The organism is Streptomyces sp. NPDC059740 (assembly GCF_042733155.1).
Lineage (GTDB): Bacteria > Actinomycetota > Actinomycetes > Streptomycetales > Streptomycetaceae > Streptomyces.
The window spans coordinates 171911-196319 of sequence record NZ_JBHWGP010000004.1 but is presented as its reverse complement, the minus strand read 5'-3'; the positions used below and the strand labels follow the sequence as shown (position 1 = coordinate 196319).

20 protein-coding genes are annotated in these 24409 nt (G+C 75.9%); 8 read left to right on the top strand and 12 right to left on the bottom strand.

The window, feature by feature from the left end; all coding sequences use genetic code 11:
- From thpR to ACFV3R_RS07490, 3 genes are all read right to left on the bottom strand, one after another.
- Entirely contained in the window at window positions 1-567 is a 567-nt protein-coding gene (gene thpR / locus ACFV3R_RS07500; RefSeq protein ID WP_385577024.1) for an RNA 2',3'-cyclic phosphodiesterase, read from the bottom strand.
- A 139-nt stretch (window positions 568-706) separates the two neighbouring features.
- Window positions 707-1996: an MFS transporter gene (locus ACFV3R_RS07495; RefSeq protein ID WP_385577496.1), complete on the bottom strand. Its 1290-nt coding sequence runs from the start codon at window positions 1994-1996 to the stop codon at window positions 707-709.
- Window positions 1997-2429: 433 nt separating this feature from the next.
- Window positions 2430-2900, bottom strand: coding sequence for a MarR family winged helix-turn-helix transcriptional regulator (locus ACFV3R_RS07490; protein ID WP_385577021.1), 471 nt, complete (start codon window positions 2898-2900; stop codon window positions 2430-2432).
- Between the two features lie 130 nt (window positions 2901-3030).
- On the opposite strand from ACFV3R_RS07490, the gene ACFV3R_RS07485 reads away from it, so the two are divergent.
- Entirely contained in the window at window positions 3031-3219 is a 189-nt protein-coding gene (locus ACFV3R_RS07485) for a ribbon-helix-helix protein, CopG family (protein WP_385577018.1), read from the top strand.
- Between the two features lie 81 nt (window positions 3220-3300).
- Here the strand turns inward: ACFV3R_RS07485 and ACFV3R_RS07480 are convergent, their stop codons facing one another.
- The gene (locus tag ACFV3R_RS07480; protein ID WP_385577015.1) at window positions 3301-4770 is read right to left on the bottom strand and encodes an NCS2 family permease; all 1470 of its coding nucleotides are present in this window, start codon (window positions 4768-4770) and stop codon (window positions 3301-3303) included.
- Window positions 4771-5023: 253 nt separating this feature from the next.
- On the opposite strand from ACFV3R_RS07480, the gene ACFV3R_RS07475 reads away from it, so the two are divergent.
- Both ACFV3R_RS07475 and ACFV3R_RS07470 read left to right on the top strand, forming a co-directional pair.
- Window positions 5024-5308, top strand: a complete 285-nt coding sequence (locus ACFV3R_RS07475) for a DUF2530 domain-containing protein (RefSeq protein ID WP_385577013.1) — start codon at window positions 5024-5026, stop codon at window positions 5306-5308.
- A gap of 131 nt (window positions 5309-5439) precedes the next feature.
- Window positions 5440-5682 (top strand): hypothetical protein, encoded by a 243-nt coding sequence (locus tag ACFV3R_RS07470; protein WP_385577010.1) that lies wholly within the window; start codon window positions 5440-5442, stop codon window positions 5680-5682.
- Between the two features lie 242 nt (window positions 5683-5924).
- Here the strand turns inward: ACFV3R_RS07470 and ACFV3R_RS07465 are convergent, their stop codons facing one another.
- The 3 genes from ACFV3R_RS07465 to ACFV3R_RS07455 form a co-directional block, all read right to left on the bottom strand.
- Window positions 5925-9095, bottom strand: a complete 3171-nt coding sequence (locus ACFV3R_RS07465; RefSeq protein WP_385577007.1) for a sacsin N-terminal ATP-binding-like domain-containing protein — start codon at window positions 9093-9095, stop codon at window positions 5925-5927.
- Window positions 9096-9277: 182 nt separating this feature from the next.
- Entirely contained in the window at window positions 9278-10945 is a 1668-nt protein-coding gene (locus tag ACFV3R_RS07460; RefSeq protein WP_385577004.1) for an MFS transporter, read from the bottom strand.
- A gap of 2053 nt (window positions 10946-12998) precedes the next feature.
- Complete coding sequence (locus ACFV3R_RS07455) at window positions 12999-13898, bottom strand: DUF3027 domain-containing protein (protein WP_385577001.1); 900 nt, start codon at window positions 13896-13898, stop codon at window positions 12999-13001.
- A 599-nt stretch (window positions 13899-14497) separates the two neighbouring features.
- On the opposite strand from ACFV3R_RS07455, the gene ACFV3R_RS07450 reads away from it, so the two are divergent.
- From ACFV3R_RS07450 to ACFV3R_RS07435, 4 genes are read left to right on the top strand one after another with little or no spacing between them, the layout of a single operon-like run.
- On the top strand, window positions 14498-16039 hold the full coding sequence (locus ACFV3R_RS07450) for an MFS transporter (RefSeq protein WP_385576998.1): 1542 nt from the start codon (window positions 14498-14500) through the stop codon (window positions 16037-16039).
- Window positions 16040-16049: 10 nt separating this feature from the next.
- Window positions 16050-16592 (top strand): DUF2771 domain-containing protein, encoded by a 543-nt coding sequence (locus ACFV3R_RS07445; RefSeq protein ID WP_385576995.1) that lies wholly within the window; start codon window positions 16050-16052, stop codon window positions 16590-16592.
- A gap of 17 nt (window positions 16593-16609) precedes the next feature.
- Window positions 16610-17389 (top strand): futalosine hydrolase, encoded by a 780-nt coding sequence (locus tag ACFV3R_RS07440; protein ID WP_385577494.1) that lies wholly within the window; start codon window positions 16610-16612, stop codon window positions 17387-17389.
- Window positions 17386-18264, top strand: a complete 879-nt coding sequence (locus ACFV3R_RS07435) for a 1,4-dihydroxy-6-naphthoate synthase (RefSeq protein ID WP_385576992.1) — start codon at window positions 17386-17388, stop codon at window positions 18262-18264. The genes ACFV3R_RS07440 and ACFV3R_RS07435 overlap by 4 nt, the downstream gene beginning before the upstream one ends.
- A 50-nt stretch (window positions 18265-18314) precedes the next feature.
- On the opposite strand, the gene ACFV3R_RS07430 is transcribed toward ACFV3R_RS07435, so the two are convergent.
- Window positions 18315-18698 (bottom strand): cold-shock protein, encoded by a 384-nt coding sequence (locus ACFV3R_RS07430; protein ID WP_385576989.1) that lies wholly within the window; start codon window positions 18696-18698, stop codon window positions 18315-18317.
- A 299-nt stretch (window positions 18699-18997) separates the two neighbouring features.
- Between ACFV3R_RS07430 and ACFV3R_RS07425 the strand changes: the two genes are divergently transcribed.
- Window positions 18998-19273: a hypothetical protein gene (locus ACFV3R_RS07425; protein ID WP_385576986.1), complete on the top strand. Its 276-nt coding sequence runs from the start codon at window positions 18998-19000 to the stop codon at window positions 19271-19273.
- Between the two features lie 95 nt (window positions 19274-19368).
- Here the strand turns inward: ACFV3R_RS07425 and ACFV3R_RS07420 are convergent, their stop codons facing one another.
- The 4 genes from ACFV3R_RS07420 to guaB all read right to left on the bottom strand — a co-directional run bounded on the left by ACFV3R_RS07420 (window position 19369) and on the right by guaB (window position 24356).
- Window positions 19369-20001: an HAD family hydrolase gene (locus tag ACFV3R_RS07420; protein ID WP_385576983.1), complete on the bottom strand. Its 633-nt coding sequence runs from the start codon at window positions 19999-20001 to the stop codon at window positions 19369-19371.
- 47 nt (window positions 20002-20048) lie between these two features.
- Complete coding sequence (locus tag ACFV3R_RS07415; protein WP_385576981.1) at window positions 20049-21380, bottom strand: hypothetical protein; 1332 nt, start codon at window positions 21378-21380, stop codon at window positions 20049-20051.
- A 220-nt stretch (window positions 21381-21600) separates the two neighbouring features.
- Entirely contained in the window at window positions 21601-22716 is a 1116-nt protein-coding gene (locus ACFV3R_RS07410; protein ID WP_385576979.1) for a GuaB3 family IMP dehydrogenase-related protein, read from the bottom strand.
- A gap of 137 nt (window positions 22717-22853) precedes the next feature.
- The gene (gene guaB / locus ACFV3R_RS07405; protein ID WP_385576976.1) at window positions 22854-24356 is read right to left on the bottom strand and encodes an IMP dehydrogenase; all 1503 of its coding nucleotides are present in this window, start codon (window positions 24354-24356) and stop codon (window positions 22854-22856) included.
- Window positions 24357-24409 lie beyond the last annotated feature (53 nt).

The window sequence follows — 24409 nt, the reverse complement described above, 5'->3', positions numbered from 1 at the left end:
TCAGGCGGCCAGCGGCCAGCCCTTGACCCGCTCGTAGCGGGGCTGCTCCCCCGGCACCCCGGAGGCCGGCAGGTGGCTGCGGAGCAGCACCAGCTCGCCGGCCGTCCACCAGGAACCGCGCAGCCCGGCCAGGCCGTCGACGAAGGGCCGCAGGTCCACCCGGCCGCTCCGGCTCCGGGCGAGGGTCAGGTGCGGCGCGTAGGGGTGCTGCTCCGCCGCCGGCACACCGGCGCGGCGCCCGGCGGCACGGGCCGAGGAGGCCAGGGCGCGCAGGGTGACCAGGTCGCCCTCGGCACCGGCCCAGAGCACCGTGCGGCCGAAGCGGCCCGCGCCGGCGAGCCGCACCCGGTGGGCGGGGTGCCGTCCGGCGGCGCGGGCCAGCCGGGCCCCCAGGTCGGGAAGGACCTCCTCGGGCACCTCACCGAAGAAGGCCACCGTGAAGTGCCACTGCTCCCGGCCCGACCAGCGCAGCTGCCCGGACCCGGGCAGCCCGTGCACGGCGGCCACCGCGGCGGCGAGTTCCGCCACCGCCGGCGGTGGCGGCAGGACGGCGGCGAAGAGCCTCACCGCCGCCACCCCCACCGGCCGGCCCCCGCCGGACCGACGGCGGGCCCGGGGGCGGCCGCAGGCCGGGGCCGGTGGGCGGCGGGCGCCTGCCGGGCCGCCGCGGGGCGCCCGGGCCTGCCGACCGCGCCGCCCACGCCGCTCACGCCGCCGAGGTGAGGCGCTCGGCACCCTCCGCCCCGGCGCCCTGGCGGGAGACCAGGGTCAGCGCACGGTGGCCCCGGCGCAGGTCCACTTGGAGCCGCAGGCCGCCGGCGCGGGCCAGGACCAGGCCGACGCCCAGCGCGGCCAGGAGCGCGATCACACCGCCGGAGAGGAAGCCGATCCGGGCGCCGTAGGTGTCGGTGACCCACCCGACGATCGGTGCTCCCACCGGCGTGCCGCCCATGAAGACCATCATGAACAGGCTCATCACCCGCCCGCGCATCGACGGGTCGGTGGCGAGCTGGACGGTGGAGTTGGCGGTGACGTTGATCGTCAGGCCGCACATGCCGATGACCACCAGCAGCGCCGCGAACAGCCAGAAGGCGGGCGAGAGCGCGGCCACCACCTCCAGCGCCCCGAAGAGCGCGGCGGCGCCGACCAGCAGCCGCAGCCGGGACGTGGCACGCCGGGCGGCGAGCAGCGCACCGATCAGCGAACCGGCCGCCATCAGCGAGTTGAGCAGGCCGTAGGTGCCGGCCCCCGAGTGGTAGACGTGGTCGACGAAGGCGGTGAGCCAGATCGGGAAGTTGAAGCCGAAGGTGCCGATGAAGCCCACCAGGACGATGACCCAGATCAGGTCGGGCCGGCCGGCCACGTAACGCAGCCCCTCACGGAGCTGCCCCTTGCCGCGCGGGGCCCGGTCGGAGGTGTGCAGCTCGCCGGTGCGCATCAGCAGCAGGCTGGTGATGGGGGCGAGGAAGGACAGGCCGTTGAGCGCGAACGCCCAGCCGCTGCCGACGGCGGAGATGAGGACGCCGGCGACCGCGGGACCGATCAGCCGGGCCGACTGGAAGTTGGCGGAGTTCAGGCTGACGGCGTTGCGCAGGTCGTGCGGGCCGACCATCTCCACGACGAAGGCCTGGCGGGCCGGGTTGTCCAGCACGGTGATCAGGCCGAGCAGGAACGCCATGAGGTAGACGTGCCAGACCTGGACGTGTCCGGAGAGGGTGAGCACTGCCAGCGCCAGCCCGGTCAGGCCCATGGCCGACTGGGTGACCAGCAGCAGCCTGCGCTTGGCGAGGCGGTCGGTGAGCACACCGCCGTACAGGCCGAAGAGCAGCATCGGCAGGAACTGCAGCGCGGTGGTGATGCCGACGGCCGCGGAGGAGCCGGTGATGGACTGCACCAGCCAGTCCTGGGCTATTCGCTGCATCCAGGTGCCGGTGTTCGAGATGACCTGGCCGGTGGCGAAGAGCCGGTAGTTGCGGATGCGCAGCGAGCTGAACATGCTCCCCCGCGCCTCGGTCTGCCCGTGCCGTGCGGAGTCGGCCCCGGGCCGCCCGGAGCCGGGAGGGGCGGTGGCGCGTGCCCGTTCCCCGCCCTCGGCCGCGGGCGCCCCGGCGCTGCCGGCGTCCGGGTGCCCGGGGGCGGTGCCGGTGGGCGCGGCCGGGATGCCGGGGGTGCGCGGGGCGGTTGCCGGCGGCTCGTCGGGGGAGGTCTGCCCGGCCGGGGCGGTCGGCGCGGGGGTTCCGGTCCGGTCCGCGGGACGGGGGTCTGCACTCTGGAGGGGGCGCTCGGTGTTCCCGGCGGTCCGGGCGGGCTCCCGATGGGCGGAGCCGTCGCCCGGTGCGGCGGGGGTCTCGTAGGGGGAAGCTGGTGCGGGGGCGGAGTCTGCTCCGGATCCCGTACTCAAAGTGGGTTCGCCTCCTCGGCGTTCGCGGTCACTGCATCTGGGCGAGCTTCTCCAGCACGGGTGCGGCGGCGCGCAGCGCGTCCCACTCGTCCTCGTCGAGCCCGAGGGCCAGTTCCGTCAGCCAGACGTTGCGACGGCGGCGGCTCTCGTCGAGCATCGCCTCCGCCTGTTCGGTCGGGGTGACGACCTTCTGGCGGCGGTCCTCGGGGTGCGGCTCCAGCCGGACCAGTCCCTTGGCCTCCAGCATCGCCACGATGCGGGTCATCGACGGCGGCTGGACGTGCTCCTTGCGCGCCAGCTCACCGGGGGTCGCCCGCCCGCAGTGGGAGAGCGTCCCGAGGACCGACATCTCGGTCGGCGTGAGCGACTCGTCGACCCGCTGGTTCTTCAGGCGACGGGACAGGCGCATGACAGACGACCGCAGGGCACTCACCACAGCGGCGACGTCTTCCGCGTCTGCCTCCCGGGCGCGCGGCCCGGGCAGGGACAGTTCCGACATATGTTTAGCGTAGCTCATTACTCTAGCTAAGGAAACTCGCGGGTCAGGCAGGCGGGAACTCTCACCCGTACGAGTGAGAAAACAGCGGAATTCCGCCCGAGTGGCGGTGCGCGGCCGGGACGGTGTCCTCATGGGAACACGAGTGCTCAGCCTGCGTGTGGAAGGCGAGCTGCTGGAGCGCATACAGCAGCGCGCGGCCAGACGCGGAATGAGCGTCCAGGACTACGTGGTCCGGACGCTCGTCCGCGACGACTTCGACGAACGCTTCATGGCGTCGGTCGAACAGACGGAGCGGTTCTACGCCGCTCCACCCCTGTAGGGCCGGCCCCCCCGTGAGGGCCCGGCGAGCCCGCCGCCGGGGGGGCACGCCGGGGCGCCGGGAGGGCCGGACAGCGGTCGTCTACCGGACGCCCAGCACCTGCTCGATGGGGTTGAGGGCGAAGTAGACCAGGAAGCACAGCCCCACGACGTCGAGCAGCCACGGGATCTCCCGGAAGCGGCCGGTGGCGGTGCGCAGCACGATGAAGGCCAGTACCCCCAGACCGATGCCGTTGGTGATGCTGTAGGTGAACGGCATCATGATCATGGTCAGGAAGGCCGGGATGGCGACGGTGAAGTCGCTCCAGTCGATCTCCCGGATGTTCGCCGACAGGATCAGGAAGCCGACCACGATCAGGGCCGGGGTCGCCGCCTGCGAGGGCACGACCGTCGCCACCGGCGTGAGGACCAGCGCCAGCAGGAAGAGGGCGCCGGTGAGGATGTTCGCCAGTCCCGTGCGGGCACCCTCGCCGACACCCGCCGTCGACTCCACGAAGCAGGTGTTGGCAGAAGCGGAGCCGAAGCCGCCGCCCGCCACCGAGATGCCGTCGACCATGAGGATGCGGCCCATGCGCGGCAGGTTGCCGTGCTCGTCGGTCAGGCCCGCCTCCTCACCGACACCGATGATGGTGCCCATGCCGTCGAAGAAGCCCGAGAGCAGCACGGTGAAGACGAAGAGGCAGCCGGTGAGGATGCCGACCTCGTGGAATCCGCCGAACAGGCTGACGTGCCCGATCAGCCCGAAGTCCGGGGTGGCGAAGATCTTGTCGGGGACGTCCGGCACCGCCAGCCCCCAGTTGGCGTCCGGGACGTGCGCCACGGCGTTGAGGACGATGGCGAGGACGGCGGTGGCGACCATGCCGATGAGGATGGCGCCCTTCACCTTGCGCACCGTCAGCACGACCATGAGCAGCAGGCCGACGACGAACACCAGCACCGGCCAGCCCTGGAGCTGACCACCCGTGCCCAGCCCCAGCGGGACCGTGGTGTGGGCGGAGTCCGGGTTGCGGTTGACGAAACCGGCGTCGACCAGGCCGACCAGCGAGATGAACAGGCCGATGCCGATGGCGATCGCCCGCCGCAGCCCGCCGGGGATCGCGTCCATGACCCGTTGCCGCAGCCCCGAGGCGATGAGCAGCATCAGCGCCAGTCCGGCGAGGACCACCATGCCCATGGCGTCCGGCCAGCTCATCTTCGGGGCGAGCTGGAGCGAGACCACGGCGTTGATGCCCAGGCCCGCGGCGATGGCGATCGGCACGTTGCCGAGGACGCCCATCAGGAGGGTGCACAGACCGGCCATCAGGGCGGTGGCCGTGACGAGCTGGGCGTTGTCCAGGTGATGGTGGTACTTGTCCTCACCCGCACCCAGGATGATCGGGTTCAGCACGATGATGTAGGCCATCGCGAAGAACGTGGCCAGGCCGCCCCGCAGCTCACGACCGATCGTGGACCCGCGCTCGGAGATGTGGAAGAAGCGGTCGAGCGCGTTCTTGGGCGGCTGGGAACCCGGGGTCGGGGAGACGTCGACCGGCGTGGGGGCCGAGGGGGGCATGCGAGACCTCAGTGATACGGGCCTGTGGAAGGCATCGAAGGCGCCCGGAGGGCCTGGAGTACAGAGGCGATCCGATCAGTTTGGACCATCAGACGATTCAAAACAGCCAGATCACAGAACCAAAAGTATGAACAAACAAATCGTTGATCGCTATCTCCGCGCGTAGACCACTGGCCGACGGCCCGCCGCCCCGCGCCCCGGCGAAGGCGGCTCCGGCGGCGGCCCGCGCGAGGCGCCCCCGTAAGCTGGCCCCATGTGGAAGAAGTCCGAACTGCGTGACGCCCCGCCCCCGCTGGAGGGACCGGTGGTGGGCACCATCACCGGTGGCACCGTCCTCTGGTTCGTCCTCTTCCTCGGCCAGCTCCCCTTCTACGGCTGGTTCGACGATCACGGCCACACCTGGTGGGTGTGGACCTGCCTGGCCGGTGGCTGCCTGGGCCTGGTCGGCGTCTGGTACGTCCGCAGCCGGGACGCCGCGATCAAGCGGGCCGCCGCGGCGCGCACCGACGAGGCGCAGGGCACCTCCCCCTCCGCCTGACAGGGGCTCCGGAGCCACGGCCCGCCACGCCCCGGCGGCCGGCCCACCCGAACCGGACCGAGGTACCAGGCCGGTCACAAAGGCAGGGGAGGCGTCGCGTCCGCCCGGCCCGCGCCCGTACCGTCCCCTTTATGCCTTCCACATCAGGGACACTGACCACCGCCCTGCACGGCGTCCACAGCGACCTGCTGGCCCGCGGGGGCGGTGGCCACTCCGTCTTCCACCACTCCGGATACCACCACTCCGGCTACCACTCCGGCTACCACCACCACGGCAGCAGCAGCGGCGGCCTCTCCGGAGCCTGGTGGGTCATCGTGGTGCTCGGCGTGGTGATCGGCCTCGGCGTCTTCTTCTGGCGGCGCGTCCGCAGCTGAGCGGCGGCGCGGGCCGGGGGCGGGGCCGGTCGGGCCGCCCCCGGCCCCGCCCCCGGCCCGCCCCACCGGCCGCGGCTTCAGGGGTCCTTGCAAGATGAGCGTCCGACGGGGCCGCGTGGTCCGGTGCCGTGCACCGCAAGGCGCCGGAGAGGCCTCGTAGCGGAGCTACCAGGGCTTTTCGGCAACGCCGCGAGGTGCGGCGCCGGACCACGCGACCCGGGCGGGCATATGGCAGGGACCCCTCAGTCGAACCAGCGGGCCCTGGCCAGCTCCGCCCCGCGCTCGGGGTCCTCCAGCAGCGCCGCCACCTCGAAGCGGCGCGGCCACGCCCCGGCCGCCCAGGCGAGCCCCGCGGCGACCCCCTCCAGCGTCGAGGCGTGCAGCACGCCGTCCGCCGGCAGCCGCCAGTCGACCTCCACCGGCTGCCCGTCCGCCCCCGACACGAGCAGTTCGCCGTGCTCGACGTAGGTGCTCGGCGCGGTCGGCCCGAGCAGTTCGCGGACCTCTGCGGGCACCTCGTGCTCGGTGCCCTCGGAGCACACGGGCGCCGCGCACACCTCGCTCAGCCGCCTGGCCTGGAGCAGCTCCGCCAGCTCCGCGGCCCGGGCCGGCGTCACCGGGAGCAGCGGCAGCCCGGCGGCCAGCGGCAGCAGGTCGGGGGCGTCGGCGACCACGGCCTCGGCCGCGTCCACCACCCGCACCACGCCGTCGACGACGGCCCGCACCTCCTCGGGCAACGTCACCTCCTCGGGGTCGAGCCCGGCCAGCTCCCGGTGGACGGCGTGCAGCTGCGCGGCGCCGACCTCGTTGCCGGGGTCGGCGAGCCGGGTGAGGAGTTCGGCGGCTCCGCCCGGCTCGTCCAGCAGGGCGGCCAGCGTGGTGCGCACCCCCAGCGCCCGCAGCACCTGCGGGTCGACGGCCCCGGCGTCCGCCGCCTCGTAGAGCCCGGCCAGCAGCGGATCACCGCCGGCGGCCCGCAGCCCGGCCGGCCGCCGCCCGTCCAGCACCGGGTGGCCGCGCAGCCACCACGCGGTGTAGGGGCGGACGAGTTCGGAGGTGCCGTCGGGCAGCAGCACCCGCACCGGCTGGGTGAGGGCGTCGCGCAGCGGAGGACGGGAGAGCAGGGTCAGTGCCAGCGGCCAGGCGTCGTCGTCCACGAGGTCGAGATCGCGGACGGCCAGCACCTCGGTCGCCACCGGCGGGACGGCGGACTCGGGCAGCTGGTCCAGCAGGTCCTCGCACCACACGTCGACGGAGTCCAGCACCCCCACGTCGTCCGGCTCGGCCCAGTCGCCGTCGCGGGGCTCCAGTTCGTCCGGATCCAGCACCACGTCCGTCGCCCGCACCAGCGCGAAGTCGGCCAGTACGCCCACCGCGGTCAGCGGGGCCTCGCCCCAGCGTGTCGCGACCTCCTGGTCGACCCGGGCCAGCTCGCCCTCGCGGATGACGCGCTCGAAGTCGCTCCCGGGGAGGACCAGCTCACCGGCGGGTGCCCACTCGCCGTCCTCGTCGGGCAGGGCCAGCGCGGCCAGCCACGGCTCGTCGCCGGGGCCCAGGCCGGCGTCCCGCACCAGGGCCAGCACCGTCTCGAACAGCGGCTCGCGCTCCCCGTCGGCGTCCGCCGGCTCGAAACCGGCGTCCAACGGGTCAAAACCGTCCTCCTCCTCGTCCAGGGAGTGGGCGACGGCTGCGCGCACCTGCGGCGTGGTGAGCACCGCCCGGGGCGTCGCGGGCAGCGCGCCGAGCCGCTCCAGCAGCGGGTGGACGGCGTCGGGGTGGGCGACCTTCAGGCCCAGGCGGGCCAGCGCGCCGTGCCGGTCGGCGTCACCGGGGCCCGGCAGCAGCACCTGACGCGGCCCGATCGTGGTGCGCGGCAGGCCCTCACGGCCGGCCGCGGCGCCGCCCGCCAGCGGGACGGGCAGGCCGCCGAGCCGGTCGGGGTCGGTGCCGGCCAGCGCGTCGTAGAGGCGGTACCACCACTGCGGGGGACGTTCGGCGCCCGCGAGCCGGTCGATCACCTCGCCGAGCGGGACCCGCACCACGCCCAGCGCGCGCAGTTCGGGGCGGCGCTCCAGCCCCGCGGGGAGCAGACCGGGGAGGAGTTCGGCCAGGACCGCGACGGTGTCCTGCCCCGCCCCCTCGACCACCTCGGCGTCCAGCGGGCGCAGGACGTAGGGCTCCTCGTCCTCCTCGGGGAGGGCGGCACCGGGCAGGAAGCGGACCCGCGGGGCGCGTTCGAGGACCAGCCGGCGGATCTCGGCGTCGATCACGCCGCCCGGGCCCAGCGGTCCGGGCACCAGGTCCAGCACGCCGGTCGACACCGGTCGCCACTCCCGCAGCAGCGTCAGGTAGCACTCGGCGGCCCGCTCGGTCAGGTACGCGGTGAGCGGGCCGGGTGCGGCGTGGCGGCGGGTGGGTTCCAGCGGGAAGGAGGCGATGAGGAGCGCGGGCAGGCCCATCGGCTCGTCGGTCGGCGTGGGCGCGTGCACCACCTTCCGGGTGGCGGGCGCGGCCGGTGCGCCCGCGTCGTCCACCGGCACCGCCCAGGTCACCGACCAGGCGGGCCGCAGCCGCTCCTCCAGCGGCCGGTCGGCGAGCAGCGCCGCGTCGAGGGTGCCGGCGGCCTCGGCCACCCGCCACCGGGTACGGCTCCCGGCGCTGTCGTCGACCACGACGTAGGGGCCGTCCAGCCCGCGGCGCAGGGTGCGGGTCCCCTCCTCGGTCTCCACGACCACCTCCGACATCCCCGGCAGCGTCAGCAGCAGGGCGTCGTCGATGCCGGCGAGGAGGTGGCGGGCCAGGTCCAGTGCCGCGCCGTCACGCAGCGGCAGGACGACGGAGGTGTCGTAGCCCTCGGGCGCGGCACCCTCCGCCGGCAGCGGGAGCCGCAGCAGCGGGACGTGGCCGTCGCGGCGGCGGACCTCGGCGGCCAGCTCCGGGCTGCCGGCGACCCGCTCCTCGGTGAGCGCGCGGGCCTCGGCCAGCGACCAGCGCACCCCGCCGCCGTGGCCGACCACGGCCGGTTCGTCGCTGACCGCCAGCACCGCGGCGAAGCCCACACCGAACCGTCCGACCGTGCCGGCCGCCTCGTCCCGCTTGGCCGACGCGCGCAGCGTGGAGAGGGACTCCACACCGGCGGCGTCCAGCGGCGCACCGGTGTTGGAGGCGACCAGGACGGCCGGTTCCTCGCCCTCCGCGGGCGTCAGCGTCAGCCGCAGCCGGCCCGGGACACCGGCGCGGGCCGCCGCGTCCGAGGCGTTCTGGGCCAGTTCCACCACGAGGCGGTCCCGGTAGCCGCCGAGCGCGAGGTCCTCCTCCGCGTTGGCGTCCTCCCGGAACCTGGCCGCCGAAGCGCCCCACGCGTCCAGCACGCCGCGCCGCAGCCGCGCGGTACCCCACGGATCCGCCATCATGCTCCGCCTCTCGTCCGACTCACCCGTCCCGCCACCGGCGGATCACGCGCCATTCTTGCGTCCCGGCGCACGGCCACCCGCCGAGGGGCCCGCGGGACGGCCGGGCACCGGCCCCCGGCTGCCCGGCAGGGCCGGAGCCGGGGGCCTTGTCGCACCGAGCGGGCCGCGGGGGTGACGGGGGCTCAGCGCCACCGGCTGCCGATGACCGCGGCCATGACGGTGAGTCCGGCGCAGACCACCGCGGCGACGCAGAACACCTGCTCCTGCCAGCCGAGCTGGATCAGCGGCGCCGCCACCCCCACCGCCGCGGCGCTGGAGAGGATGCCCGAGGTCGCGAAGAGGGAGGCGGTCGTCGCCCGGATCTCCGCCGGCAGCAGCTGCGGCACCCAGGTCTGGAGCGTGGTGTGCAGGTAGCTCCAGGCCGCCCCCAGCAGCACCGAGGAGACGAGGAAGGTCGGCAGGTGCAGCCGGACCGCTCCCACCAGGGCGGCGGCGATGCCCAGGTGGCCGCCGACCAGCAGCAGCCCGCGGGCCGAGGTGGAGCGCGCCTGACGCCGCACCAGCACCGCCCCGACGAGGATGCTCAGCCCGTAGGCGGCCATCACCGGCGCCACCGCACGGTCCAGCCCCCGGGCCGAGAGGGCGGGCGCCAGCAGCGAGGGCAGGCCGATCATCACCGCGCCCTCGGCGCAGCCCAGCGCCAGCACCGCCCAGAAGCCGGGCGCCCGCACCAGCGGCGTCTCGCCGAGCCCGGGCCGCGGCCGGTCGCCCCGCCGCCTGGCGTGCGAGGGCCCGGCCTGCCGCCCCCGGCGCCGCGTCGGCCGGAGCCCGCGGGCCGGGGGGCCGTGGTGCGTGGCCCCCGGCCCCTGACGGGTGTTCGCAGTCCGTGCCTGGGGCCCGGTACTGGTGCCCGGGTGGGCCGCCGCGGCGCGGGACGGCGCGCCCGTGCGGGCGTGGGTGGGGGTCCGGGCGGCGGTGCGGGCGTGGGCGGGGCCGCTGCGGACGGTGGTGACCCGGGGCGGCGGGGCGGCGCCCCGCACCGCGGCGCTCTCGGCGGGGTGGGCCGGCCGGGGACGGGCGTGGGCGGGCGCGCGGCTTGCGGGCCGGGCCGGCCGCAGCCGCGCCGGGATGCGGACCCGGACGCGTCCGAGCAGCCTGCGCCGCCGGCCGGCAGCGTGGGCCCGGCCCGCCCCCGGTCGGCGCCGGACCGGGGAGTGCAGGTCGGGCAGGCCGCGGGCGTGGCGCGCCGCCAGCACCGTCAGCACCGCGACCATCGCGAACGCCGCCCGCCACTTGTCCCAGGCCGCCGCGGCACCTGCCAGCAGGGGGGTGAGGACGGCGCTGACCGAGGTGGCCGCCAGCAGTATCGCGAACCCCCGCTGCCGGGTGGCCGAGGAAGTGGCGGCCTGGAGGTAGGCGGAGATGGACGGGGTGACGGCCGCGAACCCGGCCCCGGCGAACGCGCGCGAGAGCAGCCACGGCGTCGTCCCGGGCGCGACCGCCGACCCGGCCCCCGCAGCCGCGGCGAGCAGCAGCCCGCCGGCCAGCACCCGGCGCGGCCCGTGACGGTCCACCAGCCGCCCCCACACCGGCAGCGCCAGCCCGTAGCCGAGGGTGTAGATGCTCACCGAGTACGTGACGGTGGCGAGGTCGGTGTGGAGGGAGTAGGCGATGGCCGGCAGTATCGGCGCCGCCACGTGGTAGTCCACGTTCTCCACCGCGGCCACCCACCGCAACCGCCCCACCGCGGTCGCCGACCGTGCGTCCGCCGCGGCAGCTTCGGCGCGGGCCTCGGCCTCGGCGTCGGCCTGGGCCGGGACCGGGACGCCGGAGGCCGGTGGGGCCTCCACGGCCGGTGGGTCCTCCGCGACCGGTGGGTCCTCCGCGACCGGTGGGGCCTCCGCGGCCGGCGGGGCGTTCGGCGGGGCCTCGGCGTCGGGTTGGGCCTCGGCGTCGGGTGGGCCCTGGGCGTCGGGTGGGCCCTGGGCGTCGGGTGGGCCCTGGGCGTCGGGTGGGCCCTGGGGGGCCGGCAGACCTCCGGTGCCGGACAGGCTCTCGGCGTCGGGCGGGCTTTCGGCCTCGCGCGGGGCGGGGGCGCGAGGCGGCAGGCCGGTGGTGGGCCGGGGGCCGGTCGCGGACGGGGACCCGGCGGCGGACGCGGTGGGCGCCTCGGGGACGACCGGGGCGCCGGGCCCTGCCGGAGCGGGGTCCCGCCCGGCGGACGGCGGCGCGGCCGGCGGTGCCGGGGAGGGAGGCGGTGCGGGGGAGGGCGGCGCGGCCACCGCGGGGCCCGGCTCCCGGCCGGTCGCTGCTGGCCCGGGGGCGGCTGCCGCAGCTTCCGGGTCCGTTGCCGCAGCCTCCGGGGCGCTCGCGGCTGCCTTCCGGGCGGTTGGCGTCGGCTCGGGGCCCCGGGCGGTCGGTGTCGAGGTGGGGCGCGGGGTGGCCGGCGGGACCGGCCGGGCGGGCGGTGGGCCCGGGGCCTGCCCGGGCACCTGCCGGGTCGGTGGGAGGGGGCGCGGGTGCTGCTGCGCACTGTCGACTGCCGGAGCCGGTGCGGGTGACCGGCCCGTGCCGGCGTCCGCCGCGACCGACGGCGACCGGTCCGTGGGGGCGTCCGCCGCGGCGGTGCCCGGGCCGGGCCGGGCCGCCGGGCCCCGGGCGTCCGCAGCGTGCCCGCCGGATCCCGGTCGGACGACCTCGCCAGGCCCGGAGGCCGGGCGGGAGTGCCCGGACGGAGACGGAGACGGCCCGGACAGAGCCGGCCCGGACGGAGACGGCCCGGACGGAGACGGCCCGGGCCCGGTGGTCACGGGCTCGGGCCGCCTGGGCTCAGGTGGCCTGTGACCGGGGGGCCCGGCCCCCGGCGCTGCGGGGAGGGAGGCCCCGGCCGGCGGTGCTCCCCGGCCGGTCTCGACCGCGGAGGGCCCGGCACCTGAGCGGCGGGCGTCTGAAGGCACGTGACCGGCCAGGGCTTCGGGCGCCGGGGCGGGCCCGAACCCGGGGCCGGCTCCGGACCCCGTCTCGTCCAGCCGGTCGGGCGTGCCGGCCCCGGGCGCGGTCCCGGCGGTCGGCTCCGGCGCGCCGCCGGGCGGGCAGGCGGCGACCGGTCCGGTGCCGTGGGTGGTCGGCGCCTCGGCCGGTGGGGGCGGCGTCTCTCCCGCCGGGAGCCCGTCGGTGCCGCCGGGAAGGGCGGGGGAATCCGTTCGCGCCTCCGGCAGCCCTGGGTGGGGGGCGTGTTCGGACCCGTCCGCCGGCCGGCGTGACGCGGCGGTGTCCCCGGGCGGCCTCACGAGACTCTCACTTCGGACACGTCCACTGCTTCCCCATCCGTCCGTTCACGTGTATCGGGAAGACGTGAGGCGGCCCCGACGGGGCTTGTGGGCCCCGCACCCGCCGTCCGGCCGCTCGTGGGGAACGGCCGTACGACGTGAACCGGTCACGGGCCACGTCACCGGAACGGTTCATTCCAGCGCGAGACCTGCGGGGTCCAACGAGCGGTGGCGGTCCGGTGTCACGAACCACCACCCCAACGGGGTGGAAAAGCGCCGTACCGTGCGACTGGTCTACGAGAGCGGAACATCCGCCGCATTTCCACCGGGAGCCGGAAGCAGTCGCCGGCCTGACGCCCCGTACCGGAGCCGAACACACCGGCCGAACACACCCGCCGGACGGAGCCTGCTGACACGGTCACCGCAACACAGCGCCCCGGCCCCGTCATCGGCGCCCGTCACCCGGCCGGCCCCGGGGCCCCGCGCGGACCCCCTCCGCGCCCCCGCCGGACGGACGCCGCCACCGGGACCCAGGGCCTTTCTTCCGGATCTTGCCGGGCTCGCAACTCCCCCGGCCTCCGGCCGGGAGGTGCCCCCGGGCACCTCCGGACAGGCGGGACTTTGAAGACTCCGCCTAGCTGTGGCCCAGTTCCTCCGCCGGGCCGGAGTCCTCCACGGAGCCCGACCCGGGTTCCGGGCGGAGCCGCAGCGGGTCCACCACGGTCTCGTCGACCACCGGGTCGGCGGGCCTCGGCGGCTTGGGCATCACCGCCGCCTCGGAGTGGCCGCCGCAGCCGTAGCCCAGTGCGACCACGTGGCCGTCGGCGGGCGAGAACTCGTTGGCGCACACCCCGAAGGCCTGCCGCAGCGAACCGGCCAGCGGCATCAGGAAGCCGCAGGACTCACAGGAGGCGGGGGCCGCCTGCGCCATGGGCGTCTTCGGGCCGTACGCCTCCTCCCAGCGCGCGGCGGCGTCCAGCAGGCCCTCGCGCGAGAGCACGCGGCGCCGCCCGACACCGATCTCCAGCGCCACCTCCGCGACCTCGCCGCGCCGGGGACCACCGGCGGCCGGCGATCCCGGCTCGACGTCGGCGTCCTCGGCCGCGGCCAGGCTCTGGAACTCCTCGGAGAGGACGGAATTGGGCGGCGGGAAGTCCTCGGCGCTGTAGCCCGGCTCCAGACGCGGATCGTCCGCGTCCGTGGGCAGCAGGTCGCCGGGCCCCATGTCGCCGGGGCGCAGCCGCTCGCTCCAGGGCACCCACTCGGGCGCGAGGACCGCGTCGGGCCCGGGCAGCAGCACCGTCTCGTCGAGCGTGACCCGCTTGGCCCGCGCCGCACGGGTGACCGTCACCGCCCAGCGCCAGCCGCGGTAACCGACCTCCAGGCATTCGAACAGGTGCGTGACGACGCGGTCCCCGTCCGCGACGGCTCCGGCGTACTCGCCGACCGTGCCCGGGAGCGCGGCCTCCTCGGCCGCGGTGCGGGCAAGGTCGACCGCCTCGGCGCACAGGCGGTCAGGGGTACGGCTTCGCATCGCAGCACTCACAAGAATCGATTCTCTCTTCCACGCCGTCGCACGGGTGCGCCGGCCGGACCTCCTGTGTCCAGACGACCGGCGGGGGGCAGAGCGGAGCGGACCTGGGGACCGCTTCGACGTCCTGCGCCCGGTGTACCGGCCAAACCGATCAAACCCGATCAGACTGACCGGCCGGTCTGTGCCGAGCACATCTCCTACGACCATTCTGCGGGATCGCGGCGAGGCGCGCGGCCGACGGGCGACCGCCGGTGGCGCGCTGTACACGCTACCCCTTCAACCATGGACGACCCCTCGGCGGGAGTGACGTTTTGACATCGACATGCGCCCGCCCGCCCCGCACCGCGTGACCGGCGTGTCGTGGCCGCGGCGTGCGGATGACCCGAATCCGCCATGTGCCGGGCGAGTTGGGGCAGTATGACCAGGACGGGAGCCTCCCCGGGCGCGGCGGCCCCCGAGACCACCGCGCGGCCACCGGAGCCGGCGCCGTCCGGCGCGGGGCCGCGCCGGGGCCGTTCACGCGGGTGGCCACCGCAGTCGGGGAGGTGCCGGTCACAGGCAGGAGCAGCATCCGACGACACCGAGGGTCGAAGCTTTCCATGGCATCGAGGGTGACGAAGGGTTTCGGCGGCGAGGACGCCGGGCGTGACCGGGCGCGGCGCGCGGGCCGCCTCGCCGGCCGGCCGTTCGCGGCGGTCGGGCGCGGGCTGCGCCGGGCCACGCACGCCGAGGGGGCGGGCGAGAGCGGCCTGGGCAAGCTCATCGAGCTGCACGCGGTGAACTCCGCCGGCGACATGCTGATCACCGTGGCGCTGGCCTCCACCATCTTCTTCTCCGTCCCCACCGACCAGGCGCGCGGCCGGGTGGCCCTGTACCTGGCGGTGACGCTCGCCCCGTTCGCCGTCCTCGCGCCGGTGGTCGGGCCGCTGCTGGACCGCGTCCCGCACGGCCGGCGGGCCGCCATGGCGGTGGCGATGGCGGCCCGCGCCGTCCTGGCCGTCACCATGGCGGGCGCGGTGACCGGCGGCGGGCTCCAGCTCTACCCGGAGGCCCTCGCCGTCCTGGTGGCCTCGAAGGCGTACGGGGTGGTGCGGTCGGCCGTCGTACCGCGGCTGCTCCCCCACCGCTTCCCCCTGGTCCGCGCCAACTCCCGCATCACCCTGGCGGGGCTGCTCGCCACCGGAGCGGCCGCCCCGCTGGGGGCCGGGCTCCACCTGGTGGGGCCGGCGTGGCCCCTTTACGGGGCGTGCGTGGTGTTCGCCCTGGGGACGGTCCTCTCGCTCACCCTGCCGCACGGCGTGGACTCGGCGAGGGGCGAGCTCCCCGCCCGGCTGACCGCGGGCCCCGGGGCGCCGGCCCCGCCGCACTCCCCCGCCGGCCGCGCGGCCCGCCGCCGGGACGCCTCATCCCGCCGCCCCGGGCTCCGTTCGGTGGGCCCCGCGGTGCTGCGCGCCCTGGAGGCCAACGCGTCGCTGCGCGCCTTCTCCGGGCTGCTCACCTTCTTCCTCGCCTTCCTCCTGCGCCAGCACCCCTTCGAGGGGCTCGGCCCGGAGGTGTCGCTCGGCGTGGTGGCGGTGGCGGCCGGCGCGGGCAACGCCGCGGGCACCGCCGTCGGCGCCTGGCTGCGGGCCCGCTCCCCCGAGGCGATCGTCACCTCGATGCTGGTGACCGCGCTGCTGGCGGCGGTGGCCGCGGCCCTCCTGCAGGGCGTCGCGGCGACGGTGGTGCTCACGCTCGTCGCCGGCGCGGCCGGTTTCTGCCAGGCCCTGGCCAAGCTCTCGCTGGACGCCCTCATCCAGCGGGACGTCCCCGAGCAGGTACGGACCTCGGCCTTCGCCCGTTCCGAGACGGTGGTGCAGCTCTCCTGGGTGGTGGGCGGCGCGATCGGCATCTGCCTGCCCCTGTCGGGGGCGCTCGGCATGGCGGTGGCAGCCGCGGTGGTGGCCCTGGGCGCCGTCGTCGCGGGCCCGGGACCGCGGTGGCGGGGGCGGGCCCGCCGTGGTGCGCCGGCGGCCGGGCCCGCGGCCACCCGGCCGGGTGACGCCGGTGCCGCGGACACACCGTGCTCCACCACGGTGGGCCTCGCACACCCTCCTCCACCGGCGGGGGGCGCTCCCTCGCAGGGGGAACCCAGGCGCTAGCCTTCCCCGCATGGACGAAGCCCTGCGGCCCAGCCGCACCACCCCCCGCCGCTCTGCCTGGAGCAGGGGCCGCCGCGCCGGAGCTGCCCTCGGCGCCGTGTCGTTGGGCCTGGTGGCCCTCTCCTCGTGTTCCCAGCCGACCCCGCTCGCCACGGTGACCGTCGGCAGCGGGACGGTCACCGCCGAGGCCTCGTGCTACCAGGACGGCAAGTCCCTCGGCGAGTTCAGCGGGCAGAACAAGGAGAACATCGCCAAGTTCAGCACCTGCCTGAACGCCAAGCCCAAGAAGACCATCACCGTCCACCCCGGTGAGAAGGTGCGCCTCGGCGTGGAGCCGGAGACCGCCGACCAGGGGTGGTTCGCAGCGGTCAACGGCAACCAGCAGCTCAGCTCGGTGAGCAAGCAGACCTACGCGTCCTTCGACGGCGAGCAGCTCTTCTACAGCCAGCAGGGTGGCGGCCCGTCCGACTCGGCGACGGTGTCGATCATCTCCTCGAAGGGCTCCGCCTTCACCGGCGTGTGGAACGTCAAGCTCAAGCGCGCGGACTCCTGAGCGCCGGCTTGACTTCCGTGACGCAGGTCCTCGTCGTGACCGCGGTGCCCGCCGAACGGGACGCCGTGGTCGCGGCGTTCACCGCCGGCGCCGCGAGGGAACACCTCCTCCCGGGCGGCCTCGCCGTCCACCGCTGCACCGGCCCCGGTGAGCTCGTGGTGGACGTGGTCGCCGCCGGGGTGGGCCCCGCAGCCGCCGCCGCGGGCACCGCCACCGCGCTGACCGCAGCGGCGCTCCGGGCGGCCCCGGCCGACGCCGCCCGCCCCTACGACCTGGTGGTCTCGGCGGGCATCGGGGGCGGCTTCACCGGCGCGGACGCTGCCGGCGGGCCCGCGGCCGGCGCCCCGGCCGGCGCCCCCGTCGGTTCCGCCGTCGTCGCGGACGCCATCGTCGCCGCGGACCTCGGGGCGCAGACCCCCGACGGCTTCCTCTCCGTGACGCAGCTCGGGTTCGGCCGCGACGTCCACCTGCCGCCGCCGGACCTCGTGGCGGCGCTCACCGCCGCCAGCGGCGCCCGGGCCGGGGCGGTGCTCACCGGCTCGACGGTGACCGGCAGTGCCGCACGCGCCGCCGAACTCGCCGCCCGCCACCCGCAGGCGCTGGCCGAGGCCATGGAGGGCTTCGGAGTCGCGGAGGCCGCCGCCGCGTACGGGCTGCCGGTCGCCGAGATCCGCACCGTCTCCAACCCGGTCGGGCCGCGCGACCGTGCCGCCTGGCGGATCGGGGACGCCCTCGCCGCGCTCACCCACACCTTCACCGCCCTGCCCAGGGCCCTCACCACCTGGAGGACGCCATGAGCGACGCCCCGTCCCAGTCCGCCCCCTCCGCGGAGCGGCTGCGCATCTCCTTCTCGCCCTGCCCCAACGACACCTTCGTCTTCCACGCCCTGGCGCACGGCCTGGTGCCGGGCGCGCCGGCGCTGGACGTGGACTTCGCGGACATCGACATCACCAACGGCATGGCCGAGCGCGGCGAGGGCGACGTCCTGAAGATCTCCTACGCCGAGCTGCCCTGGGTGCTGTCGGACTACGCACTGCTGCCGTGCGGCGGCGCGCTGGGGCGCGGCTGCGGCCCGCTGGTCCTCACCCGGGAGCCCGGCGACGCGGCGGCGCTGGCCGGCGCGACGGTGGCGGTGCCCAGCGAGCGCTCGACGGCCTACCTGCTGTTCCGGCTCTGGGCAGCGGACCAGGTTCCGGGCGGCGTCGGCGAGGTCAAGGTGCTGCCGTTCGACGAGATCATGCCGGCGGTGCGGGACGGTCTGGTGGACGCCGGGCTCGTCATCCACGAGGCCCGCTTCACCTACCAGAACTACGGCCTGCACAAGCTGGCCGACATGGGCGAGCACTGGGAGGCCACGACGGGGCTGCCCATCCCGCTCGGCGCCATCATCGCCAGGCGGTCGCTGGGCACCGAGCGGCTCCACGCGCTGAGCGAGGCGATCCGCACCTCGGTCCGCATGGCCTGGGACGACCCGGCCGCCTCGCGCGAGTACGTCATGGCGCACGCGCAGGAGATGGACCCGGCCGTCGCCGACCAGCACATCGGCCTGTACGTCAACGAGTTCACCGCCGACCTCGGCGAGGACGGTTACGCCGCCGTCCGCGGTCTGCTGACCCGCGCGGCCCAGGAGGGCCTGGTGCCACAGCTGCCGGCGGACGCCTTCGAGCTGTGAGCTGCGGCCGGCCGGGCCGGCCCCGAGGGGCGGCCCGGCCGGCGCGGGGCTCAGACGTCGAGCTGGTCGGCGACCGCGCGCAGCAGGCCGGCGACCTTCTTGCCGCTGGCGCGCTCGGGGTAGCGGCCCCGCTCCAGCTGCTGCGAGACGCTCTCCAGCAGCGTCGTGAGGTCCTGCACGATGCCGGCGAGTTCGTCGGGTTTGCGGCGTTGCGCCGCGGCCAGCGAGGGGGTCGGGTCCAGGATCGTCACCGAGAGCGCCTGGTCACCGCGTTGACCGGCGACGACGCCGAACTCGACACGCTGACCGGGCTTGAGTGCGTCCACGCCGGCGGGTAGGACCGACGAGTGCACGAAGACGTCGTCACCGTCGTCGCGGGAGAGGAAACCGAAGCCCTTCTCGCTGTTGAACCACTTGACCTTGCCGGTCGGCATCTGCCCTCGTCCTCGTGTCGTCGTCGTTGTCTGCGGGAAGCGGTCCCGGGGCCGGTGGGCCCGGGCGCCGCACGGCCACGGCCCCGCCGGGTCACCCGCGGTGACCGGCGGTGTCGCTCACGGTGGTGCGAGCGGCCCCCCGCACCGCCGTGAGTGGGGCCAAACCCCTCCGAACAGCAGTGCAGCGGGTCACGGGACCCGCCGCGACCAAGGTTAGTGGCCGCCCGGGCCGTGACAAGACGGCCCGGGAGCCACCGGCCGTCGCGGGCCCCTTCTGCTGCCGGATCTACCCTGGTCGGGTGACTGACAACCCTGCTCCGCGCGCCACCGCCCGCACCCGCCCCGGCCTCGCCCCCGGTGACCTGCTGGTACGGGCCGGCGCGATCGTGTTCCTGCTGGGCGCCGCCGCGACCCTCGCGACGATGACGCCGCTGTTCACCGGCTCCGACCCGCTGCCCTCGGTCTTCTACTGGCTCTGCATGCTGATGGGTCTGGGCTTCCTGCTCGCCGCCGCCGGCGTCCTGCGTTCGGTCGCCGCGCAGCGGCGCCGGGCGAGGGCGGACAGCGCGGCCTGATCGGCGGACCGGCCTCCCGGGACGCCCCGGCGGTCACCGCGGGCTGCTGCGCGGCAGTCGTCCGGTTGACGTGGGCCGCCCGGGTGCGGCCCTGCTCAACCGGCGGCGACGACCCCGGCGCGGTGCTGCTCCAGCCAGGCCGGGAACTCCGTCAGGTCGGTGAGCACCACAGCGGCGCCGGCCTCGCGCAGCGTGCCGGCGTCGCACGGGCCCGTCGCCACGGCGACCGCGCACGCGCCGGCGGTGTGCGCGCCGCGCACGTCCCCGGTGTGGTCGCCGACGTACACGCTCGCGCCGTGCTCGCCCAGCGCCACCGCCTTCTGCTCGGCCCAGAGCCCGCCGACGACGAGGTCGGCCGCCAGGTCCAGGTGGTCGAGGTGGAGCCTGGCGTTCGGCTCGTGCTTCGCGGTGACGACGAGGGCGCGGCCGCCCAGTCGCTGCACCGCGGCGATCGCCTCCCGCGCGCCGGGCATGGCGAGCGAGGGCCCCACGGCGTACTCCGGGTACAGCGAGCGGTACAGGTCACCGACCTCGGCGATCTGCTCCGCCGGGAACCACCGGCGCAGTTCCTCCTCCAGCGGCGGCCCGAGCCGGGTGACCGCGGCGTCGGCGTCGACGTGGGTGCCGGTGACGGCCGAGAGCGCCTGGTAGGCGGCCCGGATGCCGGGGCGGGAGTCGATCAGGGTCATGTCGAGGTCGAAGCCGACGGTGAAGGCGGGAGCAGGCATGGGCCCATTCTCGCAACCGGCTGCGCACCCCGGGCCCGGCGGGTGCGTCAGCGGGGCCGGCGCCGGACGCACCAGAGCAGGTACAGGGCGGAGGCCACCGCAGCGACCCGCACCGCACCGGGCAGCCCGGCCAGCAGTTCCCGGCCCACCGCGCCCTCGGCGACGGGCTCGCCCCACCGCCCGGCGACGCGTCCCCACAGCCACACCACCAGGCCGGCGGCGACCGTTCCCGGCACTCCCAGGGCGGCGGACTTCGCCTGCGCGGGGGTGAGCCGGCGGGAGGTGTAGGCGAGGAACCAGCCCGCGAGCAGCGCCCACCAGGAGCCGATCACCGCGCCCACCACCAGCAGTGCCACCGCGAGGAGCACCAGCGGGCCCAGCGACGTCCAGCCCGCCCGGCCCTCCGGCTTGCCGCGCAGGCCCCGGCCCAGGCGGCGCAGCAGGCCGCCGCGGGACGGCGGGGCGGGCTGTCCGCCCGCCCCGGCGGCAGCGTCCCCGGCGTCCGGGGCGGGCGGTGCCGCCTTGTCGGGCGACGGACCGTCCGGGACCGTCTCCGGGGCCCGCGGCGGAACGCCGGTGCGCATGGCGTCGATCTCGATGCCGCCGACGAAGCCCGGGACGGTCTCGGCCGCGCCGAACGGCCGGGGCTCGGTCTGCCACCAGTCGGGACCCTCCCCGCCGCGGTCCGCGCCGAGCTCGTCGACGCCCGCCAGGTGGGGCGGTGCTGCGGTCCGCGGCGGCGGAACGGGCCGCTGCGCCGCGCCGCCGGCGGGACGCGCGGCGCGGCGGGGCCCGGAGAGCCACAGCGGGCCGCGCCGGGCGGCGGGCCGCTCCCGCTCCCCCGCCCCGTCCCGGCCGGGCCCTGCACCTCGGCCGGGCTCCGCCGCACGGTCGGGGTGCCCGCCGTGCCCGGGCCGGTCCTGCTCGGCGTTCCCCTGCCCGCCCGCGTCTCCTACCGCCTCCTCCGGTGCCGCCTCGGGGTCAAGTCCGCGCTCGGGCCGGCTCGGGCCGGCCGGGCGCCGCAGCAGCCGCGGGAGGCGCCCCTGCGGCGCGTCCGGCGCTTGGGGGCGTTCCGGCCCGGACGACGGACCGGCGGCCCGGGGCGCGGGGCCGGCCGGGACCGGGCCGGCGGGCGGGGTGGGGCGGGAGGGCAGGGCGCCGGCGACCACGGTGTCCGGGGCGCCCAGCCGCCGCAGTATCCGCCGCACCGCCGCCGGGTCGTCCGTCCGGCCGGGGCCGCCCGAGCGTGCGGCGTCCACGTCGGCCCGCAGCCGTGCGACGAGCTGTGCCCGGTCCCTGGACGTCAGGCCCGCCTGCGCCGCCAGGTCGGCCACCCTGCTCAGGTAGTCGAAGACGAGTTGGTCGCTCTCGATGCCCACCCTTGACCGTCCCGTGTGAGAGAAGGCGTCCGCTTGCCACCGGCACGGTACCCGGTGGCGGGGCCGGAGGCGGGCGGCCGCGCGCCCCACCCGCGGCCCGGGAAGGGGGTGCGGCGGCCCCGGACATGCCGCGGGGCCCGCCTCCCGTCCTCGACGGACGGCAGGCGGGCCCCGGAAGCGGCGTTCCGCCACCGGTCGCGGGGGCCGGTGGGTGACGGGGTCAGCGGTTGGGGGCGACCGTCACCTCTACGCGCTGGAACTCCTTGAGGTCGCTGTAGCCCGTGGTCGCCATGGCCCGGCGCAGCGCCCCGAAGAAGTTCATCGAGCCGTCGGGGGTGTGGGACGGGCCGAGCAGGATCTCCTCGGTGGTGCCGACCGCGCCGAGGTCCATGCGCTTGCCGCGCGGCACGTCCTCGTGGACGGCCTCCATGCCCCAGTGGTGGCCGCGGCCCGGCGCGTCGGTGGCGCGGGCCAGCGGGGAGCCCATCATGACGGCGTCGGCGCCGCAGGCCACGGCCTTGGGCAGGTCGCCGGACCAGCCCACGCCGCCGTCGGCGATGACGTGCACGTACCGGCCGCCGGACTCGTCGAGGTAGTCGCGGCGGGCCGCGGCCACGTCGGCGACGGCGGTGGCCATCGGCACCTGGATGCCCAGGACGTTGCGGGTGGTGTGGGCCGCGCCGCCGCCGAAGCCGACCAGGACGCCCGCGGCGCCGGTGCGCATCAGGTGCAGGGCCGCGGTGTAGGTGGCGCAGCCGCCGACGATGACGGGGACGTCCAGCTCGTAGATGAACTGCTTGAGGTTGAGCGGCTCAGCGGCCGAGGAGACGTGCTCGGCGGAGACGGTGGTGCCGCGGATGACGAAGATGTCGACGCCCGCGTCCACCACGGCCTTGGAGAACTGGGCGGTGCGCTGCGGCGAGAGGGCCGCGGCGGTCACGACGCCGGAGTCGCGGACCTCCTTGATGCGCTGCCCGATCAGCTCCTCCTTGATCGGGGCGGCGTAGATCTCCTGGAGGCGCCGGGTGGCGGTGGCGCCGTCCAGCTCGGCGATCTCCGCGAGCAGCGGCTCGGGGTCCTCGTAGCGCGTCCACAGGCCCTCCAGGTTGAGGACGCCGAGGCCGCCGAGTTCACCGATGCGGATCGCGGTCTCGGGCGAGACGACCGAATCCATGGGGGCGGCGAGGAAGGGCAGCTCGAAGCGGTAGGCGTCGATCTGCCAGGCGATCGAGACCTCCTTCGGGTCCCGGGTGCGCCGACTCGGTACGACGGCGATGTCGTCGAAGGCGTACGCCCTCCGGCCGCGCTTGCCGCGCCCGATCTCGATCTCAGTCACTTGTGGGCCTTTCCCTCTACGTCTGCCCGACCAGTATCCCCGACGTGTCCCACGCGTCGTCGAGGCCCGCCACCCAGGAGGGTGCGGGCCTCGACGGCGACCGGGACGCGGCCGGCCGGAGCGGTGTGGTTACCGGGTCAGCGGCGGCTGTAGTTCGGGGCCTCGCTGACCATCTGCACGTCGTGCGGGTGGGACTCCTTCAGACCGGCGGCGGTGATCCGCACGAAGCGGCCCTTCTCCTTCAGCTCGGCGATGTCCGCGGAGCCGACGTAGCCCATGGAGGCGCGCAGGCCGCCGACGAGCTGGTGGGCGACCGAGGCCAGCGGGCCGCGGTAGGGCACCTGCCCCTCGATGCCCTCGGGCACCAGCTTGTCCTCGGAGAGGACGTTGTCCTGGAAGTAGCGGTCCTTGGAGTAGGAGCGGCCCTGGCCACGGGACTGCATGGCGCCGAGCGATCCCATACCGCGGTAGGACTTGTACTGCTTGCCGTTGATGAAGACCATCTCGCCGGGCGACTCCTCGCAGCCGGCCAGCAGCGAGCCGAGCATGACGGAGTCGGCGCCCGCGGCGATGGCCTTGGCGATGTCGCCGGAGTACTGCAGGCCGCCGTCGCCGATGAGCGGCACACCGGCCGCGCCGCACGCCTGGGCGGCCTCGTAGATGGCGGTGACCTGGGGCACGCCGATGCCGGCGACGACCCGGGTGGTGCAGATGGAGCCGGGGCCGACGCCCACCTTGACGCCGTCGGCGCCGGCGTCGATGAGGGCCTGGGCGCCGTCCCGGGTGGCGACGTTGCCGCCGATGACGTCGACGGTCACGTTCGACTTGACCTTGGAGATCATGTCGAGGATTCCGCGGCTGTGGCCGTGCGCGCTGTCGACCACGAGGAAGTCGGCGCCCGCCTCGACCAGCGCCTGCGCCCGGTCGAAGGCCTCGTCACCCACGCCGACGGCCGCACCGACGACCAGCCGGCCCTCGGCGTCCTTGGCGGCGTTGGGGTACTTCTCGGCCTTGACGAAGTCCTTGACGGTGATGAGGCCCTTGAGGACGCCCGCGTCGTCCACCAGCGGCAGCTTCTCGATCTTGTGGCGGCGCAGTAGGCCCACCGCGTCCTCGCCGGAGATGCCGACCTTGCCGGTGACCAGCGGCATCGGCGTCATGACCTCGCGTACCTGGCGACCGCGGTCCATCTCGAAGGCCATGTCGCGGTTGGTGACGATGCCCAGCAGCTTGCCGGCCGGGTCGGTGACGGGCACGCCGCTGATGCGGAACTTGGCGCACAGGGCGTCGGCCTCGGCGAGGGTGGCCTCGGGGCGGACGGTGATCGGGTCGGTCACCATGCCGGACTCGGACCGCTTGACCAGGTCGACCTGGTTGGCCTGGTCCTCGATCGAGGAGTTGCGGTGCAGCACGCCCGCGCCGCCCTGGCGGGCCATGGCGATGGCCATGCGCGCCTCGGTGACCTTGTCCATCGCGGCGGAGAGCAGCGGGAGGTTCACCCGTACGTTGCGCGAGACCCGGGTGGAGGTGTCCACCCGGTTCGGCAGCACCTCCGAGGCGCCCGGGAGCAGCAGCACATCGTCGTAAGTCAGCCCGAGCATCGCGAATTTCGCGGGCATACCGTCGACGTCGTCCCTCATGACACTTCCCCAATGCTCTTGCCTCGGCGCGGACACCCATGCTAACGGGCTCA